Genomic DNA, 16,494 nt, shown 5'->3' with positions numbered 1-16,494 from the left:
AGTCTGGCCTTATGGTCCAGCCCGCACCCTTATCTTCCAAATGATATGCATACAGGTTGTTACTAAGAAATAAAGAAATTTAGTTCTAATTGAGTTTGTGTTCATATATAATATGCACCATGAAGCACAAACTGCCTCCCCGTCCTGTTTTTACCTCGCGCCGAATGGAGCAGCAGTGGAATCGAATGCAGGGTGTCAAGATGATGCGGGAAGGGTTTGCTGCGGCGGATGTGGCGCGTTTGTTCGGCGTGACGAGTCGTGCCGTCTACAAATGGGTCGCCGCCTTCAGTGAGGGCGGGCAAAATGCGCTGGCAGCCAAAAGCGGAGCCGGGCGCCCGCTCAAACTCAATGAAGAGCAACTTCGGTGGATTGCCGATACGGTTCGTGACAACACGCCCGACCAACTGAAGTTCGAGTTCGGGCTGTGGACACTTTCCATGATTGGCGCACTCATCGAGCGCCAGTTCGGCATGAAATTGAGCCTGCCTACGCTGAGCAAGGCGATGCGCCTGCTGGGCTTCACTACGCAGCGTCCGGTGCATCGCGCCTATGAACAAGACCCCGTGCTGGTGTCGCAATGGTGGGCGTCTGACTGGCCGCAGCTCCAGGCCACCGCCAAGGTGCTGGGTGCACAGATCCTGTTCGCTGACGAGGCTGGCATGCGCTCGGACTACCACGCCGGTACCACGTGGGCACCCCAGGGACAAACACCTGTGGTGCGCTCGACGGGCAAGCGTGTGTCGGTGCAGATGATTTCTGCGGTCAGTGCCAATGGACAACTGCATTTCATGCTCCACGAGGGACGCACAACGGCCGAGGTCTTCGTGAAGTTCCTGCGCCAATTGATGACCGACCGGACTCAGAAGGTCATTCTCGTCGTCGATGGTCACAGTATTCACAAAGCCGGAATTGTTCAAGAATATGTCAATTCAACCGATGGACTGCTTCGACTCCACTACCTGCCGCCATACTCTCCACAACTCAACCCTGACGAGCAGGTCTGGAAGAACGTCAAGGAGCGAGTATCAAAGCAAAAGCCGACAGACAAAGCCAGCCTGCGCAGTTTGATCGAGCGGGCGCTACTGCGACTACAAGATCTGCCTGCTCTGGTTTCAGGATTTTTTCGCCATCCAGATTGCCCCTACATTTTGTGAATTAAATTATTTTCTGTCTTAGTATTACAGGTAAGCCTGTAGCTATTCCCAAGTCCAGGGGAAAGAAATGAAATTGATTCGCACTTGTAGCCCTTCGTCCTTGCAATAGTTACAACTGCATCGGCAACGACTTTATTTATCCTTGGATCAATATCTGCATTTTCGTCAATTAAAATATCTGACGGCAACTCTGACTTGAGTTGATTCAAGTCGGATTTGCTCATCGAATAGCGACTTATTTCTCTAGTAGGCGGACTTTCAGGCGGCGGATTCATTGTTCGCTTGGTGTACAGGAAAAGCAAGAACAACCCCGCCAAGAGCAGAAGCCAGAATGATCCCCGCTTCTTCTTAACGACGGGCAAATTCTCCTTGGCCGCCAGATCCAATTTAATTGGAGCACCACAGGAAGGGCATGTAGAGGCTTTGTCTGACACGTCCTTATTGCATTCCCAGCATTTAATGATTGCCATTCGCTAACCTCGACGCAACTAGCCTTGCTCTCATTTATGGAGGGGCAGAGGGAAAGAGTCAAGTTTTCCCTTTGCTGCGACCCTTCTCTTCCAATAGCCCATCCCACCAACCCCATTACCGCAGTGTCGCATGTGCGTATCTGTCATCCAGGCCCCTCGGCGCGGAATGTGTTCAGGATGTCGCGATCGAGGTGGATGGTGGTGGATTCCTTCTCGCCGTCGCCCGGGCGGCCTCTGCGACGCGGGGCGGCCGCTTCGATACCAGCCTGCATCTCCTCGCGACCGAGGGGACGATCGTCCTCATCGATGCCATCCCACACGTAAGGTGGTGAAGCCTGAACCTGTGCCACCGCTGTGCGACTCTGACCGGCGGCCCTCGCGGACGCCAGTTCAGCGCGAGTAAGCGACGTGATCTTCGTCTCATTCATGGTGATCGTCCTGCGCTGTAGGTTCGACGATAGGTCGCAACACCGTCACTCTTGACTCTCTTGCTGGAGTCGGATTCGAGCCCGAACTGCCACGGCCTGAGCTTGAACCAAGACAGCAGGGTCTCCGGCACCCTCGGTCATCGCGACCTGCAGGTAGGCTGCAATGTCTTCCTCGTCTCGCAGGTAGTCGGCACTGTCATAGGGCAACAGCCCCAACTCCACGGCAGCCTTCGGATTCATGGCACCCACTTCAGTTGGCCAAGCATCGCAGGCCATGCGACGCCCGGCAACCCTCTTCCGGGGGTTCTATCCCCTCACCCCACCGCCGCCTGCGCCGCCGCCAGCCGGGCGATTGGCACCCGGAACGGCGAGCAGCTGACATAGTCCAGACCGGCTTTGTGGAAGAAGCCGATCGAGGCCGGGTCGCCGCCGTGTTCGCCGCAGACGCCGAGTTCGATGTCCGGGCGGACGGAGCGGCCCTTTTGGGCGGCCAGTTCCACCAGCTGGCCGACGCCCTTCTGGTCGATGGAGCGGAAGGGGTCCTGCTCGTAGATGCCCTTCTTGACGTATTCCGGCAGGAAGCTGCCGGCGTCGTCTCGGGAGAAACCCATCGTCATCTGCGTCAGGTCGTTGGTGCCGAAGGAGAAGAACTCGGCCTGACTGCCGATGCTGTCGGCCACCAGCGCGGCGCGGGGGGTTTCGATCATCGTGCCGACCAGGTAATGCACCTTGGCGCCGCGTTCGGCAAACACGGCCTCGGCGGTCTTGCGGACGATGGCGGCCTGCGGGTTGAACTCGCGCACACTGCCCACCAGTGGAATCATCACCTCGGGGAAGGGTTTCAGGCCTTCGGCCTGCACGTTCAGCGCGGCCTCGAAGACGGCGCGGGCCTGCATCTCGGTGATCTCGGGGTAGGTGATGCCCAGGCGGCAGCCGCGGTGGCCGAGCATGGGGTTGAACTCGTGCAGTTCCTCGACGCGGCGCTTGATCTTGGCCACCGGCACGCGCATCTGCTGCGCCATGGCCTGCTGGCCGGCGTCGTCGTGCGGGACGAATTCGTGCAGCGGCGGGTCGAGCAGGCGGATGGTGACGGGCAGGCCGTCCATGGCGCGGAACAGGCCCTCGAAGTCGCCGCGCTGCATCGGCAGCAGCTTGGCCAGCGCGCGGCGGCGGCCGGCCTCGTCGTCGGCCAGGATCATCTCGCGCACCGCCTGGATGCGCTCGCCCTGGAAGAACATGTGCTCGGTGCGGCACAGGCCGATGCCGGTGGCGCCCAGGCGCCGGGCCACGGTGGCGTCGGTGGGGGTATCGGCGTTGGCGCGCACGTCCAGGCGCTTGTAGCGGTCGGCCAGCGCCATCAGCTTGCCGAAGTCGCCGCTCAGCTCGGCGTCCTTGGTGGCGATGCGGCCGTCGAAGACCTCGCCGGTCGAGCCGTTCAGGGAGATCCAGTCGCCCTCATGCCAAGTCACGCTGCCGACGGTCATGGTGCGCGCCTTCGGGTCCACGTGCACCGCGCCGGCGCCGCTGACGCAGCACTTGCCCATGCCACGCGCCACCACCGCGGCGTGGCTGGTCATGCCGCCACGCGCGGTGAGGATGCCCTGGGCGACGCTCATGCCGCGCAGGTCTTCGGGGGAGGTCTCCTGGCGCACCAGGATCACGGCCTTGCCGCTGCCTTTTTCGCCCTTGGACCAGGCCTCGGCCTCGTCGGCGTGGAAGACGATCTGCCCGGTGGCCGCGCCCGGAGAGGCGGGCAGGCCGCGGGCAATCGGCACGGCGTCCTTCAGCGCCTGGGTGTCGAAGACCGGGTGCAGAAGGTCGTTGAGCCGGTCGGGCGTCACGCGCAGCAGCGCGGTGCGCTCGTCGATCATGCCCTGGGCCAGCATTTCCATGGCGATGCGCACCATCGCCGCGCCGGTGCGCTTGCCGTTGCGGGTCTGCAGCATCCAGAGCTTGCCCTCCTGGATGGTGAACTCCAGGTCCTGCATGTCGTGGAAGTGGTTCTCCAGCGTGGTCTCAGCGGCCAGCAGCTCCTGGTAGAGGCCGGGCATCAGCTCTTCGAGCGAGGGGTAGGTGGCGCGGCGCTCGTCCTCGCCCACCAGCGCCAGCTCGGCCCAGCGGCGCGAACCCTCCAGCGTGATCTGCTGCGGCGTGCGGATGCCGGCCACCACGTCCTCGCCCTGGGCGTTGACGAGGAACTCGCCATTGAACAGGTCCTCGCCGGTGCCGGCGTCGCGGGTGAAGGCCACGCCGGTGGCGCTGCTGTCCCCCAGGTTGCCGAACACCATCGCCTGCACGTTCACCGCCGTGCCCCAGGACTCGGGGATGTCGTTGAGTTCGCGGTAGACGCGGGCGCGCTCGTTGTTCCAGCTCTCGAACACCGCCAGCACCGCGCCCCAGAGCTGTTCCCAGGGGTCGGTGGGGAAGTCGCGTCCGAGGCGCGAATGGATCAGCGACTTGAAGCGCTGCACCAGCTGCTGCAGGTCGGCCGCGTCCAGTTCGGTGTCGAGCTTGACGCCGCGCTGCGTCTTCAGCGCATCGATCACCACCTCGAAAGGATCGTGCTCTTCCTTGGAGGTGGGCTTGAGCCCCATCACCACGTCGCCGTACATCTGGATGAAGCGGCGATAGCTGTCCCAGGCAAAGCGCTCGTTGCCGCTGCGCGCGGCCAGGCCGGCCACGGCCTCGTCGTTCAGGCCCAGGTTGAGAATGGTGTCCATCATCCCCGGCATTGAGGCGCGCGCACCTGAGCGCACCGACAGCAGCAGCGGGTCGGCCGCATTGCCGAAGCGCTTGCCCATCTCGGCCTCGACGGCGGCCACGCCCTCGCGCACCTCGGCGTCGATCATCGCCAGCAGCGCGTCGCGCCCCTGCTGCGTGTAGGCCGTGCAGGCCTCCGTGCTGATCGTGAAGCCGGGCGGCACGGGGATGGCCAGGCGGCACATCTCGGCCAGGTTGGCGCCCTTGCCGCCAAGCAGGTTCTTCATCGCGGCAGCGCCGTCGGTGCGCTGCGAGCCGAAGCGGTAGACGTAGGGGGCGGGCATTTTTCTGTCTCCTGATCAAGGGGTCACGACAATTGATAAGCTTCTGCCTCGCCCTTGTGCGGCGCCTTGCTTGGCATCAAGCGGGGCCGAATCTGCCACCGGGCGGCTACAGTGGAGCGCACCGACACGATCCCAGCGCCCACCCAGCATGTCCACGCCGACCTTCGACCACATCATCATCGGCGGCGGCACCGCCGGCTGCCTGCTGGCCAACCGGCTCTCGGCCGACCCGACCAAGCGGGTGCTGCTCATCGAGGCCGGCGGGCGGGACGACTACCACTGGATCCACATCCCGGTGGGCTACCTCTACTGCATCGGCAACCCGCGCACCGACTGGCTCTACCAGACCGAGCCGGACGCCGGGCTGAACGGCCGCCGGCTGCGCTACCCGCGCGGCAAGACGCTGGGCGGCTGCTCCAGCATCAACGGCATGATCTACATGCGCGGCCAGTCGCGCGACTACGACCAGTGGGCTGCCCTCACCGGTGAGGACAGCTGGCGCTGGGACCGGGTGCTGCCGGTGTTCAAGCAGCACGAGGACCACTACCTGGGCGCCAATGACCTCCACGGCGCCGGCGGGGAATGGCGCATCGAGCGGCAACGGCTGCGCTGGGACATCCTGGATGCCTTCGCAACGGCGGCCGAGCAGGCCGGCATCCCTGCCACCAGCGACTTCAACCGCGGCAGCAACGAGGGCGTGGGCTACTTCGAGGTCAACCAGAAAAGCGGCTGGCGCTGGAACGCGGCCAAGGCCTTCCTGCGGCCCACCTGCTACGGCCGGCCCAACTTCGAGATGTGGACGGTCGGCCAGGCCAGCAAGCTGCTGTTCGAGCCGGACCCCCCCAGCGGCGACGGTCGGCCGCGCTGCGTGGGTGTGCAGGTCTGGACCGGCCACGGCATGGAGACCGCGCGCATCGCACCGGGCAGCGGCGAGGTCATCCTCAGCGCCGGCAGCATCGGCTCGGTGCAGCTGCTGCAGCTCTCCGGCATCGGGCCGGCGGCGCACCTGCAGTCGCTGGGCATCGAGCCGGTGGTGGACCTGCCCGGCGTGGGCGCCAACCTGCAGGACCACCTGCAGATCCGCGCCGTCTACCAGGTGCGGGGCACGCGCACGCTCAACACCCTGTCCAACAGCCTGTGGGGCAAGGCCCGCATCGCGCTGGAGTACGCCCTCAAGCGCAGCGGGCCGATGAGCATGGCGCCCTCGCAGCTCGGCGCCTTTACGCGCAGCTCGCCCGACAAGGCCTGGCCGGACCTGGAGTACCACGTGCAGCCGCTCAGCCTGGACGCCTTCGGCGAGCCGCTGCACGGCTTCGACGCCTTCACCGCCAGCGTCTGCAACCTCAACCCGACCAGCCGCGGCTCGGTGATGATCCGCTCGCCGCGCTTCGAGGACTCCCCGGCGATCGCGCCCCACTACCTCAGCACCGAGGAGGACCGGCGCATCGCCGCGCAGTCCCTGCGGCTGACGCGGCGCATCGTCGGCCAGCCGGCGCTGGCGCCCTTCGCACCGCAGGAGTTCAAGCCCGGCACGCAGTACCAGAGTGACGAGGACCTGGCCCGCCTGGCCGGCGACATCGCCACCACCATCTTCCACCCGGTGGGCACGACGAAGATGGGCATCACCGAAGGCCCGAACGCCGACCCGATGGCGGTGGTCGACCCGCAGCTGCGCGTGCGCGGCGTGACCGGCCTGCGCGTGGTGGACGCCGGGGTGATGCCCACCATCACCAGCGGCAACACCAACAGCCCGACGCTGATGATCGCCGAGAAGGCGGCGGCCTGGATCCTGGCTGCCGCCAAGGCGTGAGTGCCTTGGCCGCGCAGGATTGTTCGCCACGGTGAACAGTGATTCGCGCCGAAGCCCCCTGGCGCAGCGCCCGACGGCTTCCTAGACTGCAGGGCAACCCCCGCCGCGCCCGGCGGGACCGCGCCCCTGACCGGAGACCGCCATGCCCGCACCCCAGCCCTTCACCGCCACCGCCGACGTCGTCCACTACATCCAGGGCGAACGCAGCGCCGGGGTGAGCCAGCGCAGCCAGCCGGTGTTCAACCCCACCACCGGCGAGGCGCCGCGGCGCGTGCTGCTGGCCGAGGCGGCGGACGTGAACGCCGCGGTGGCCAGCGCGCAGGCCGCCTTCCCGGGCTGGGCCGCCACGCCGCCGATCCGCCGCGCACGGGTGCTCAACGCCTTCCTGGCGCTGCTCAACGAGCACCGCGACGAGCTGGCCGCGATGATCACCGCCGAGCACGGCAAGGTCTTCACCGACGCGCAGGGCGAGGTGATGCGCGGCATCGACATCGTCGAGTTCGCCTGCGGCATCCCGCAGCTGCTCAAGGGGGACTACACCGAGCAGGTCTCCACCGGCATCGACAACTGGACGATGCGCCAGGCGCTGGGTGTGGTGGCGGGCATCACGCCCTTCAACTTCCCTTGCATGGTCCCGATGTGGATGTTCCCGGTGGCCATTGCCTGCGGCAACAGCTTCATCCTCAAGCCCAGCGAGCGCGACCCCTCGCCCAGCCTCTTCATGGCCGAGCTGCTCAAGCAGGCCGGCCTGCCCGACGGCGTGTTCAACGTGGTGCAGGGCGACAAGCTGGCGGTGGACACGCTGCTGGCGCACCCGGACGTGAAGGCGGTGAGCTTCGTCGGCAGCACCCCCATCGCCAACTACATCTACGAGACCGGCGCGCACCACGGCAAGCGCGTGCAGGCCCTGGGCGGCGCGAAGAACCACATGGTCGTGCTGCCCGACGCCGACGTCGAGCAGACCGTGGACGCGCTGATCGGCGCCGCCTACGGCTCGGCCGGCGAGCGCTGCATGGCGATCTCGGTGGCGCTGTTCGTGGGCGACGAGATCGCCGACGTGATCGTCCCCAAGGTGGCCGAGCGCGCCCGCCAGCTCAAGATCAAGAACGGCATGGAGCTGGACGCCGAGATGGGCCCGATCGTCACCGCCGCTGCGCGCGACCGCATCGAGGGCTACATCGCCACCGGCGTGGCCGAGGGCGCGGAGCTGGTGGTCGACGGCCGCGGCTACAGCGTGCCTGGCTTCGAAGGCGGCTTCTTCACCGGCGGCACGCTGTTCGACCGCGTCACGCCCGCCATGCGCATCTACAAAGAGGAGATCTTCGGCCCGGTGCTCAGCTGCGTGCGCGTCAAGACCTTTGCCGAGGCGGTGGAGCTGGTCAACGCCCACGAGTTCGGCAACGGCGTGGCCTGCTACACCCGCGACGGCAACGTGGCGCGCGAGTTCGCCCGCCAGATCCAGGTCGGCATGGTCGGCATCAACGTGCCCATCCCGGTGCCGATGGCCTGGCACGGCTTCGGCGGCTGGAAGAAGAGCCTCTTCGGCGACATGCACGCCTACGGCGAGGAGGGCGTGCGCTTCTATACGAAGCAGAAGAGCGTGATGCAGCGCTGGCCGGAAAGCACCGCCAAGGGTGCCGAGTTCGTGATGCCGACGGCGAAATAGCCCCCCGTAGCGGCTGACGTCAGAGTGGAGCGATGGCCAACTGCCGCGCGTGGTGCTCCAGCTGCGCCTCGATGTAGCTCTGGATGAACCAGTACGAGTGGTCGTAGCCCTCGCAGCGGTGCAGTTCCAGCACCTGGCCGGAGGCCGCTGCCGCCGCTTCGAGCGCCTGCGGCTGCAACTGCGCGGCCAGGAACTGATCCGCCATGCCCTGGTGCACCAGGATCGGGCGCGGGAAGGCGCGACGCCGCATCAGGACGCTGGCGTCCCACTCGGCCCAGGCGGCGGGGTCGGGGCCGAGGTAGTTCGTGAAGGCCTTGCGGCCCCAGGGCACCTCGCTGGGGTGGCTGATCGGCGCGAAGGCCGACACCGAGGTCCAGCGCTCGGGCGCGCGCTGCGCCAGCACCAGCGCGCCGTGGCCGCCCATCGAGTGGCCGAGGATGCCGCGCACGTCGCTGCGCGCCGGCAGGTGCCGCTCGACCAGCGCCGGCAGCTCGCGGTCCACGTAGCTGCCCATGCGGTAGTGGCCGGCCCAGGGCGCCTGGGTGGCGTCCAGGTAGAAGCCGGCGCCGGCGCCGAAGTCCCAGTCGCTGTCCTCGCCGGGCAGCCCCAGGCCGCGCGGGCTGGTGTCGCAGGCCACCAGGATCAGGCCCAGCCGGGCGGCCACGCGCAGCGCGCCGGCCTTGATCAGGAAGGTCTCCTGCGTGCAGGTCAGCCCCGCGAGGCAGTAGACCACCGGCAACGGCCGGGTCGCCGCCGCCTCCGGCACGAAGCTGCCGAAGCGCATGCGCGTGCCGGTCTCGCTGGAGTCGTGGGCGTGGAAGGCCAGCTCGCCGCCGAAGCAGCGGTGGCGTTCGAGGGTTTCGATCATCGTGCTGCTCCTCGGTCTGCCGGCGTGCCGCTCAGTACACCACCACGCTGCGGATGCTCTCGCCGTGGTGCATCAGGTCGAAGCCGTGGTTGATCTGGTCGAGCGTGAGCGTGTGCGTGATCATCGGGTCGATCTCGATCTTGCCCTCCATGTACCAGTCGACGATCTTGGGCACGTCGGTGCGCCCGCGCGCGCCGCCAAAGGCCGAGCCCTTCCAGACCCGCCCGGTGACGAGCTGGAACGGCCGGGTGGAGATCTCCTTGCCCGCCTCGGCCACGCCGATGACGATGGACTCGCCCCAGCCGCGGTGGGCGCACTCCAGCGCCTGGCGCATCACGGTGGTGTTGCCGGTGCAGTCGAAGGTGTAATCCGCGCCGCCGATCTGGTCGGCCCCGCGCTTGGTCAGGTTGACCAGGTAGGGCACCAGGTCGCCGCCCACGTCCTTCGGGTTGACGAAGTGCGTCATGCCGAAGCGCTCGCCCCAGGCCTTCTTGGCGTCGTTGAGGTCCACGCCGATGATCATGTCGGCGCCGGCCAGCCGCAGCCCCTGGATGACGTTCAGGCCGATGCCGCCGAGCCCGAAGACGATGGCCGTGGAGCGGATCTCGACCTTGGCCGTGTTCAGCACCGCGCCGATGCCGGTGGTGACGCCGCAGCCGATGTAGCAGACCTTGTCGAAGGGTGCATCCTCGCGGATCTTGGCCAGCGCGATCTCGGGCAGCACGGTGTAGTTCGCGAAGGTCGAGCAGCCCATGTAGTGGTGCAGCTTGCGGCCTTCGAGCGAGAAGCGCGAGCTGCCGTCGGGCATCAGGCCCTGGCCCTGGGTGCCGCGGATCGCCGTGCAGAGGTTGGTCTTGCGCGACAGGCAGGAGGGGCAGCCGCGGCACTCCGGCGTGTACAGCGGAATGACGTGGTCGCCCTTCTTCAGCGTGGTCACGCCCAGTCCCACGTCGACCACCACGCCGGCGCCCTCATGCCCGAGGATGGCGGGGAAGAGGCCCTCCGGGTCGGCGCCGGAGAGCGTGTAGGCGTCGGTGTGGCAGATGCCGGTGGCCTTGATCTCGACCAGCACCTCGCCCAGGCGGGGGCCTTCGAGCTGCACGGTGGTGACTTCAAGCGGCTTGCCAGCGGCAAGCGCAACGGCGGCGCGGACGTCCATCATGGTCCTTTCGAGGGGGGCGTGGAAAGGCAGTGGGGAGGGCTGTGCCGGTACCGCGCACAGCGGCAAGAGCGTCGAATGTAAGGTCAGGCCGGCACCAGGTCGACCACGGCCTCACCTTCGTCAGGCATGAAAAAGGGGCGCCGCAGCGCCCCGTGAACCTCATCGATGACGGATCAGCCCGTGGGCGGGTCAGCCGACCCGCCGCTGGACGATCAGAACCACCATTCGACCTGGGCACCGTAGCTGGTGCCGCTGGTCTTGTCGGTGATGCCGACGCTGCTCTTGGCGGCGTCGTTCCACTTGGCGCTGGTGACGTAGAAGCGCAGTTCCGGACGGGTCCAGAAGTCCGGGCCGGTGGACAGCGTCGGGGCGATGGTGACCTTGGTCAGGTTGGCCGCGGCGGCGCCGTCGGTCTTGGTGCGGGTGAAGCCCGCTTCGCCGACCAGCTTGAAGTTCTTCGTCACGCCATAGGACAGGCGGCCACCGACGCTGGCGGTGTCGGTCTTGACGCCCGCGTTGTCCTTGGCGCTGCCGAACAGCACGACGGCTTGGCCACCCAGGGCGCCGGACTGGCCGTTGATCGTCTCCACCAGGCGCCAGCGCTTGGCGGCCGAGCCGTCGGCAATGTTGCCGAAGTTGGAGTTCAGACCAGCCGAGCCGGTGGCGTACTGGGCCCACACGGTGTTGGACAGGCCGGCGAACTTGGAGTCGAACTTGACGCTGAAGGCCGAGCCGTTCTCACCGCCGGTGGTGTCCTTGCCGCTGACGAAGGTGCCGATCAGGCCCAGCTTGTTGTCACCGCCCAGGGCGATGTCCTGGACTTCGACGTTGAAGCGGCTGCCGGCCTGGTTGGCGCTGGTGTCGGCGCGGTAGAAGCCCACGCCCAGCTTGGCGCCACCCAGCGACAGGCCCTTGAAGCCGGCACCGACACCGGACATGTCGGTGAAGAAGGTGTCGATGATGTGCACGTCGCCGCGGCGCTCACGCACCTTGCCGGCGAAGAAGGTCGCGCTGGGGGCGATGTCGAAGCCGGTGAACTCGCCGCTCAGGATCGCGATGCCGGTCTTGTTGGTGGAGTTGGGCGTGGCGCCGTCGCTCCAGCTGTCGATCATCAGGTTGGCACGGGAATCAATCCCGTCGGTCTTGAAGCCCTGGCTGAACATGAATTCGCCGCCGATGTCGCACTCGTTGCCGAGGCGGTACTTCACGCCGCCCAGGCCGTAGCACTCACGCGCCTTCTCGTTCTTGGACTGCGTCTGCGGGCCGCCACGGAAGTAGCCGCCGAAATCGACAGCCTGGGCCGCCGAGCCGGCGGCGAGCAGGGTGGCGACTGCGGTCAGTTGCAGCGCCGTCTTGATCTTCTGGGTCATGCTTGTCTCCTAGGGGGGATCGTTTTGGCAGTGAGCCGCCTGCCGGACGGTGGCGATGGGACATCGCGTGGAATCGTCATGAGGTGAGCCGCGTGAACCTGGAGCGACAGCGCCCAACCTCTGTTGCCCGATGTCCACGCGTTGTCATTGAATACTCATTTAATCTTCATGAAAAGTAATCAAGGGTTAATACCAAGTTAAGGTTACAGGCGATTTCCAATACGGAAACGACATGGAACGCGTTTTCTCCTGGGAAGAGGCGGTTCGCTGTCAGCTTCGTCCCACACTGGAGCGTTGCGGTTACGCGACGGTGTCAACGCACCGAGGGAGCCGGTGGCGACGGTGCCCCTCGGGGAAATAGCGCCCTACACTGCGGCGCCACCGACTCGCCGACTCACCGCCCACCGTGGACCTGCGCCGCATCGAATCCCTCTGGGCCCATGTGCACTGGCTGACGGTGCTGGGCGACCTGGGCAGCTACACCGCCGCCGCGCGCCGGCTGGGGGTGAGCAAGGCGGCCATGAGCCAGCGCATCAGCGAGCTGGAACACGCCGCTGGCGTGCCGCTGGTGAGGCGCACCACCCGCAGCGTGCGCCTCACCGATGCGGGCGTGCAGCTGGCGGAAGCCAGCCGCGGCGCCTTCGCGCAGATCGAGCGCGGCTTCGAGTCGGTGCGCAACCTGGCCGATGCGCCGCGCGGGCTGATCCGCGTCACCGCGCCGGTCGCCCTGGGGCGCCAGCACGTGGTGCCGCTGCTGCCGGCCTTCCTGCGGGCGCACCCGCAGGTGCGGGTGGAACTGCAGCTGTCGGACCACCTGGCGTCAATGGCGCAGGAGGGCTTCGACCTCGCCATCCGCCACTGCGAGCGCCCGCCTGAAACCCACGTCGCCTGGCCGCTCACGCGCACCGAGTCCTGGCTGCTCGCCTCCCCCGACTACCTCGCGCAGGCCGGCACGCCCACGCGGCCCTCCGAGCTGGCGGCCCACCCCTGCCTGCACTACCCGCGCCCGGGCGAGCCGGCGGTGTGGCGCTTCCGCCCCCCCACGGGCGACCCGGCAGGCGCCCCGCTGGTGGACACGGCCGACGGCCACGATGCCGCCGAGGTGGCGGTGGCGGTGAGCGGACCGCTGTCGGCCAACAACAGCGAGGCGCTGCGCGATGCCGCGCTGGCCGGGCTGGGCATCGCCCTGCTGCCGGACTTCACCGCCCAGGCGGCCCTGCGCGCCGGCCAGCTCGTGCGCGTGCTGGCCGAGTGGCAGGCGCTGGGCGCTTTCGGCGAACACCTCTGGGCCATCCGACCCTACAGCGCGCTGGTGCCCAGCTCGGTGCAGGCCCTGGTGACGCACCTGCGCGCCGGGCTGGCGGGCGGGTTCGGGGCGTGACCCTGCCACCCGACATTCGACCACTCACCCCCACATCGCCACTCGGGACTGAGGCTCGGCCATGTGGGGGCCGCTCGCAGCCGATGGTGCCGGGTCGGCCGGCATCGTCGGCGAACGCGGCGGTGCCCTGGCCGTCCCGGCGCGCCCAGGCCTGATGCCCCAACCCCGGATCTAACCCCAGGTCGCAGAAATCGTCTCGCGGAGCAGAATGGTCAGCGGCCACACCGCGCACTGCCGGGAGGGTTACGAAAACGCGGAGGCCATGCTGGCACACCTGCAGAACGTCGGCGAACTGCTCGGCGAGGCGCTGAAAATCTCGCGGATCCTCCGGCTGGAGGTCCATGCGCCCGCGGCAGAGGTGGAGAAGCTGCGCGGTCCGATGGCAGCCGTCGGACCGCAGTTCTTCGTGCTGGAGGAAGGCATCCGTCGGCAGTGAACGCCGCCGCCCGGCCGCCCTACACCTCTTCGGCCACCATCTCGATCGCGCCGCAGGGGCACTCGGCGGCGCAGATGCCGCAGCCCTTGCAGTAGTCGTAGTTGATCTCGAAGCGCTTCCCGGGGCCGAGCTTGATGACGGCGTTGTCGGGGCACACGCCGTAGCAGTTGTCGCACTCGAAGCAGTTGCCGCAGCTCAGGCAGCGGCGCGCCTCGAACAGGGCGTTGGCCTCGGTCAGGCCGCCCTGCACCTCGTCGAAGCTGCTGGTGCGGCGCGCCAGGTCGAGCTGCGGGCGCAGGGTCTTGGGCGCGTCGCTGTAGTACCAGGGGTTGAGGCGCTCGAAGGTGGCGCCCGGGTGCTTGGGCGCAGCCCCGGCGGCTCGGCCGTTCAGCCATGCGTCGATATGCCGGGCGGCCTTCTTGCCGTGGCCGACGGCCACTGTGACGTTGCGCGAGGCCGGCACCATGTCGCCACCGGCGAAGAGGCCGGGATGGCCGGTCATCATCGTCACCGGGTCGACCTGCACGACGCCGTCCTTGCGCTCCAGGCCGGGCACGCCGTCGAGCAGCGAGAGGTCGACGTCCTGGCCCAGCGCCAGCACGAGCGAATCGGCCTCCAGCGTCTCGTACTCGCCGGTCGGCTGCGGGTTGCCGTGGGCGTCCAGCGCCATCTTCTCGATCGTCAGCGCGGTTTCGCCGAGCTGGTTGCCGGCCTGCTTGATGGTGGAGAGCCACTTGACCATCACGCCTTCTTCCAGCGCCTCCTCGACCTCGAAGTCGTGCGCGGGCATCTTCTCGCGGGTGCGGCGGTAGACGATGATGGCCTCGGTGGCGCCCAGGCGCTTGGCGGTGCGGGCGACGTCGATGGCCGTGTTGCCACCGCCGTAGACCACCACGCGGCGGCCGAGCATGGGCCGGGTTTCGGGCGTATCGGCACCCTCCATGCTGCGCAGCAGCGAAACGGCGTCGAGGATGCGCGAGCCGTCCTTGGCGGGGATGAAGGTGCGCTTGGCGATGTGCGCGCCCACCGCCAGGAAGGCCGCGTCATAGCCGCCGTCCTTCATGGTCTGCGCCAGGTCGAAGACCTTGGTGTCGAGCTTCAGCGTCACGCCCATCGCGACGATGCGCGCCATCTCGGCGTCCAGCACGTCACGCGGCAGGCGGTACTTGGGGATGCCGAAGCGCATCATGCCGCCCGCGGCCGGGCCGGCTTCCAGCACCGTGACCGCATGGCCGAGACGCCGCAGGTGGTAGGCGGCGGACATGCCCGAGGGGCCAGCGCCGACCACCAGGACGTGCTTGCCGCGCGCCAGCAGCTCGGCCGCCGGCGGCTCGAAGCGCCAGCCGCGCTTGAGCGCCTCGTCGCCCAGGAAGCGCTCCACCGAGTTGATGCCCACCGCGGCGTCGAGCTTGCCGCGGTTGCAGGCGCCTTCGCAGGAGTGGTAGCAGACGCGGCCCATGATGGCCGGGAAGGGGTTGTCGCGCGTCAGGTGGCGCCAGGCGGCCTCGTAGTCGCCGCTCTCGGCCGGGTAGAGCCAGCCCTGGATGTCCTCGCCCGCCGGGCACTGGGCGTTGCAGGGCGGCAGGTGGTCGCGGTAGACCGGACGCATCGTGCGCCAGGTGCCGGTCTTGTTGGCCAGCGAGGAGCCGGGGTCCAGCGTGATGGCAAAGGGCTTTTCCATTCAGGCCTCCTGTTGCGCTTCGTCGAGCAGCTTGAAGCGGCGGATGTTCCGGTCCGCGTCGGCCTGGATGCGGGCAATCGTCTCGGGATGCCCGTTGCCGCTGAACAGGTGCGCAAAGCGCTTCTGCGGCCGCAGGTACTCCTCCACCGGCACGTGGCGGCGGATCTTGGTCACCGCCGTCACCTCGCCGTGCTCGGCCTCGAAGACCGGGAAGATGCCGGTTTCGCGGGCCAGGCGCGCCAGGCGGATGGTGTCGTGGCTGGCCGCACCCCAACCGAGCGGGCAGGGCACCAGGATGTGCAGGTAGCGCGCGCCGTGGATCGACATGGCCTTCTCCACCTTGGCCTCCAGGTCGCGCAGGTCGGCCACGGTGGCGGTGGCGACGTAGGGAATCTCGTGCGCCATCGCGATCAGCGGCAGGTTCTTGCCCTGGCCGAATTCGGCGCCCGGGTGCGCGCCCACGGCCATCGTGGTGGCGGTGCGGGCGGCCGGCGGCGTGGCGCTGCTGCGCTGCACCCCCGTGTTCATGTAGGCCTCGTTGTCGTAGCAGAGGTAGAGCACGTCATCGTTGCGCTCGAACATCCCGCTCAGGCAGCCGAAGCCGATGTCGGTGGTGCCGCCGTCGCCGCCCTGGGCGATCACGCGCACAGGGCTGTGCTCGGCGCCCGCCTTGATGGCCTTGACCTTCAGCGCCGCGGCGATGCCGGTGCCCACCGCGGCGGCGTTGCCGAACAGCGAGTGGATCCAGGGCAGCTGCCAGCTGGTCTCCGGGTACGGCGTGGAGAACACCTCCAGGCAGCCGGTGGCGTTGGCGGCGATGAGCTGGTTGCCGGTGGCCCGCATGGCGGCATCGACCGCGTAGCGCGCGCCCAGCGCCTCGCCGCAGCCCTGGCAGGCGCGGTGGCCGGAGTTGAGCGAGTTGCTGCGCTCGGTGCTGGCCTGCACGCTGCGCTGCTCGGGCGCGAGCAGGCGGTTGCCGACGGTGAAGGTGCCGGTCTGATAGAACTTGACGGGTTGATGCATG

The 16,494-nt window shown here is 67.7% G+C and carries 14 protein-coding genes; 5 read left to right on the top strand and 9 right to left on the bottom strand.

Annotated features, from left to right (window positions below; genetic code table 11):
• Positions 1-164 precede the first annotated feature (164 nt).
• Positions 165-1,154 carry an IS630 family transposase gene (locus NGK70_RS02415; RefSeq protein ID WP_251973654.1) on the top strand — a complete coding sequence of 330 codons (990 nt, stop codon included), beginning with the start codon at positions 165-167 and terminating at the stop codon, positions 1,152-1,154.
• On the opposite strand, the gene NGK70_RS02410 is transcribed toward NGK70_RS02415, so the two are convergent.
• From NGK70_RS02410 to ppdK, 4 genes are all read right to left on the bottom strand, one after another.
• The gene (locus tag NGK70_RS02410) at positions 1,142-1,624 is read right to left on the bottom strand and encodes a zinc-ribbon domain-containing protein (protein ID WP_256490739.1); all 483 of its coding nucleotides are present in this window, start codon (positions 1,622-1,624) and stop codon (positions 1,142-1,144) included. The genes NGK70_RS02415 and NGK70_RS02410 overlap by 13 nt on opposite strands.
• Before the next feature lie 143 nt (positions 1,625-1,767).
• Positions 1,768-2,052 carry a BrnA antitoxin family protein gene (locus NGK70_RS02405; RefSeq protein WP_251971792.1) on the bottom strand — a complete coding sequence of 95 codons (285 nt, stop codon included), beginning with the start codon at positions 2,050-2,052 and terminating at the stop codon, positions 1,768-1,770.
• 45 nt (positions 2,053-2,097) lie between these two features.
• Positions 2,098-2,292, bottom strand: coding sequence for a helix-turn-helix domain-containing transcriptional regulator (locus NGK70_RS02400; RefSeq protein ID WP_251971791.1), 195 nt, complete (start codon positions 2,290-2,292; stop codon positions 2,098-2,100).
• Positions 2,293-2,366: 74 nt separating this feature from the next.
• Complete coding sequence (ppdK, locus tag NGK70_RS02395) at positions 2,367-5,096, bottom strand: pyruvate, phosphate dikinase (protein WP_251971790.1); 2,730 nt, start codon at positions 5,094-5,096, stop codon at positions 2,367-2,369.
• A gap of 148 nt (positions 5,097-5,244) precedes the next feature.
• Between ppdK and NGK70_RS02390 the strand changes: the two genes are divergently transcribed.
• Together NGK70_RS02390 and NGK70_RS02385 are read left to right on the top strand one after the other, a co-directional pair.
• Positions 5,245-6,906 carry a GMC family oxidoreductase gene (locus NGK70_RS02390; RefSeq protein WP_251971789.1) on the top strand — a complete coding sequence of 554 codons (1,662 nt, stop codon included), beginning with the start codon at positions 5,245-5,247 and terminating at the stop codon, positions 6,904-6,906.
• Positions 6,907-7,048: 142 nt separating this feature from the next.
• Positions 7,049-8,572, top strand: coding sequence for a CoA-acylating methylmalonate-semialdehyde dehydrogenase (locus NGK70_RS02385; RefSeq protein ID WP_251971788.1), 1,524 nt, complete (start codon positions 7,049-7,051; stop codon positions 8,570-8,572).
• Positions 8,573-8,591: 19 nt separating this feature from the next.
• On the opposite strand, the gene fghA is transcribed toward NGK70_RS02385, so the two are convergent.
• The 3 genes from fghA to NGK70_RS02370 form a co-directional block, all read right to left on the bottom strand.
• Positions 8,592-9,440 carry an S-formylglutathione hydrolase gene (gene fghA, locus NGK70_RS02380; RefSeq protein ID WP_251971787.1) on the bottom strand — a complete coding sequence of 283 codons (849 nt, stop codon included), beginning with the start codon at positions 9,438-9,440 and terminating at the stop codon, positions 8,592-8,594.
• 31 nt (positions 9,441-9,471) lie between these two features.
• The gene (locus tag NGK70_RS02375) at positions 9,472-10,599 is read right to left on the bottom strand and encodes an S-(hydroxymethyl)glutathione dehydrogenase/class III alcohol dehydrogenase (protein ID WP_251973653.1); all 1,128 of its coding nucleotides are present in this window, start codon (positions 10,597-10,599) and stop codon (positions 9,472-9,474) included.
• Between the two features lie 215 nt (positions 10,600-10,814).
• Entirely contained in the window at positions 10,815-11,972 is a 1,158-nt protein-coding gene (locus NGK70_RS02370) for a carbohydrate porin (RefSeq protein WP_251971786.1), read from the bottom strand.
• A 406-nt stretch (positions 11,973-12,378) separates the two neighbouring features.
• Between NGK70_RS02370 and NGK70_RS02365 the strand changes: the two genes are divergently transcribed.
• Together NGK70_RS02365 and NGK70_RS02360 are read left to right on the top strand one after the other, a co-directional pair.
• Complete coding sequence (locus NGK70_RS02365) at positions 12,379-13,353, top strand: LysR family transcriptional regulator (protein ID WP_251971785.1); 975 nt, start codon at positions 12,379-12,381, stop codon at positions 13,351-13,353.
• A gap of 208 nt (positions 13,354-13,561) precedes the next feature.
• Positions 13,562-13,789 carry a hypothetical protein gene (locus tag NGK70_RS02360; RefSeq protein ID WP_251971784.1) on the top strand — a complete coding sequence of 76 codons (228 nt, stop codon included), beginning with the start codon at positions 13,562-13,564 and terminating at the stop codon, positions 13,787-13,789.
• Positions 13,790-13,808: 19 nt separating this feature from the next.
• Here NGK70_RS02360 and NGK70_RS02355 read toward each other — a convergent pair whose 3' ends face one another.
• Together NGK70_RS02355 and NGK70_RS02350 are read right to left on the bottom strand one after the other, a co-directional pair.
• Positions 13,809-15,470 carry an NAD(P)-binding protein gene (locus NGK70_RS02355; RefSeq protein WP_251971783.1) on the bottom strand — a complete coding sequence of 554 codons (1,662 nt, stop codon included), beginning with the start codon at positions 15,468-15,470 and terminating at the stop codon, positions 13,809-13,811.
• Positions 15,471-16,493 (bottom strand): thiamine pyrophosphate-dependent enzyme, encoded by a 1,023-nt coding sequence (locus NGK70_RS02350; RefSeq protein ID WP_251971782.1) that lies wholly within the window; start codon positions 16,491-16,493, stop codon positions 15,471-15,473.
• Between the last annotated feature and the right edge of the window lies 1 nt (position 16,494).

The sequence above is a fragment of the Sphaerotilus microaerophilus genome (genome assembly GCF_023734135.1).
GTDB classification, from domain to species: Bacteria; Pseudomonadota; Gammaproteobacteria; order Burkholderiales; family Burkholderiaceae_C; genus Sphaerotilus; species Sphaerotilus microaerophilus.
This window is presented reverse-complemented; position numbering and strand designations above follow the sequence as displayed.

Excerpts from the sequence above, each read along its gene's own strand:
- NGK70_RS02415 (WP_251973654.1), top strand. The coding sequence starts at position 165 with ATGGAGCAGCAGTGGAATCGAATGCAGGGTGTCAAGATGATGCGGGAA.
- NGK70_RS02410 (WP_256490739.1), bottom strand. The coding sequence starts at position 1,624 with ATGGCAATCATTAAATGCTGGGAATGCAATAAGGACGTGTCAGACAAA.
- NGK70_RS02405 (WP_251971792.1), bottom strand. The coding sequence starts at position 2,052 with ATGAATGAGACGAAGATCACGTCGCTTACTCGCGCTGAACTGGCGTCC.
- NGK70_RS02400 (WP_251971791.1), bottom strand. The coding sequence starts at position 2,292 with ATGAATCCGAAGGCTGCCGTGGAGTTGGGGCTGTTGCCCTATGACAGT.
- ppdK (WP_251971790.1), bottom strand. The coding sequence starts at position 5,096 with ATGCCCGCCCCCTACGTCTACCGCTTCGGCTCGCAGCGCACCGACGGC.
- NGK70_RS02390 (WP_251971789.1), top strand. The coding sequence starts at position 5,245 with ATGTCCACGCCGACCTTCGACCACATCATCATCGGCGGCGGCACCGCC.
- NGK70_RS02385 (WP_251971788.1), top strand. The coding sequence starts at position 7,049 with ATGCCCGCACCCCAGCCCTTCACCGCCACCGCCGACGTCGTCCACTAC.
- fghA (WP_251971787.1), bottom strand. The coding sequence starts at position 9,440 with ATGATCGAAACCCTCGAACGCCACCGCTGCTTCGGCGGCGAGCTGGCC.
- NGK70_RS02375 (WP_251973653.1), bottom strand. The coding sequence starts at position 10,599 with ATGGACGTCCGCGCCGCCGTTGCGCTTGCCGCTGGCAAGCCGCTTGAA.
- NGK70_RS02370 (WP_251971786.1), bottom strand. The coding sequence starts at position 11,972 with ATGACCCAGAAGATCAAGACGGCGCTGCAACTGACCGCAGTCGCCACC.
- NGK70_RS02360 (WP_251971784.1), top strand. The coding sequence starts at position 13,562 with ATGGTCAGCGGCCACACCGCGCACTGCCGGGAGGGTTACGAAAACGCG.
- NGK70_RS02355 (WP_251971783.1), bottom strand. The coding sequence starts at position 15,470 with ATGGAAAAGCCCTTTGCCATCACGCTGGACCCCGGCTCCTCGCTGGCC.
- NGK70_RS02350 (WP_251971782.1), bottom strand. The coding sequence starts at position 16,493 with ATGCATCAACCCGTCAAGTTCTATCAGACCGGCACCTTCACCGTCGGC.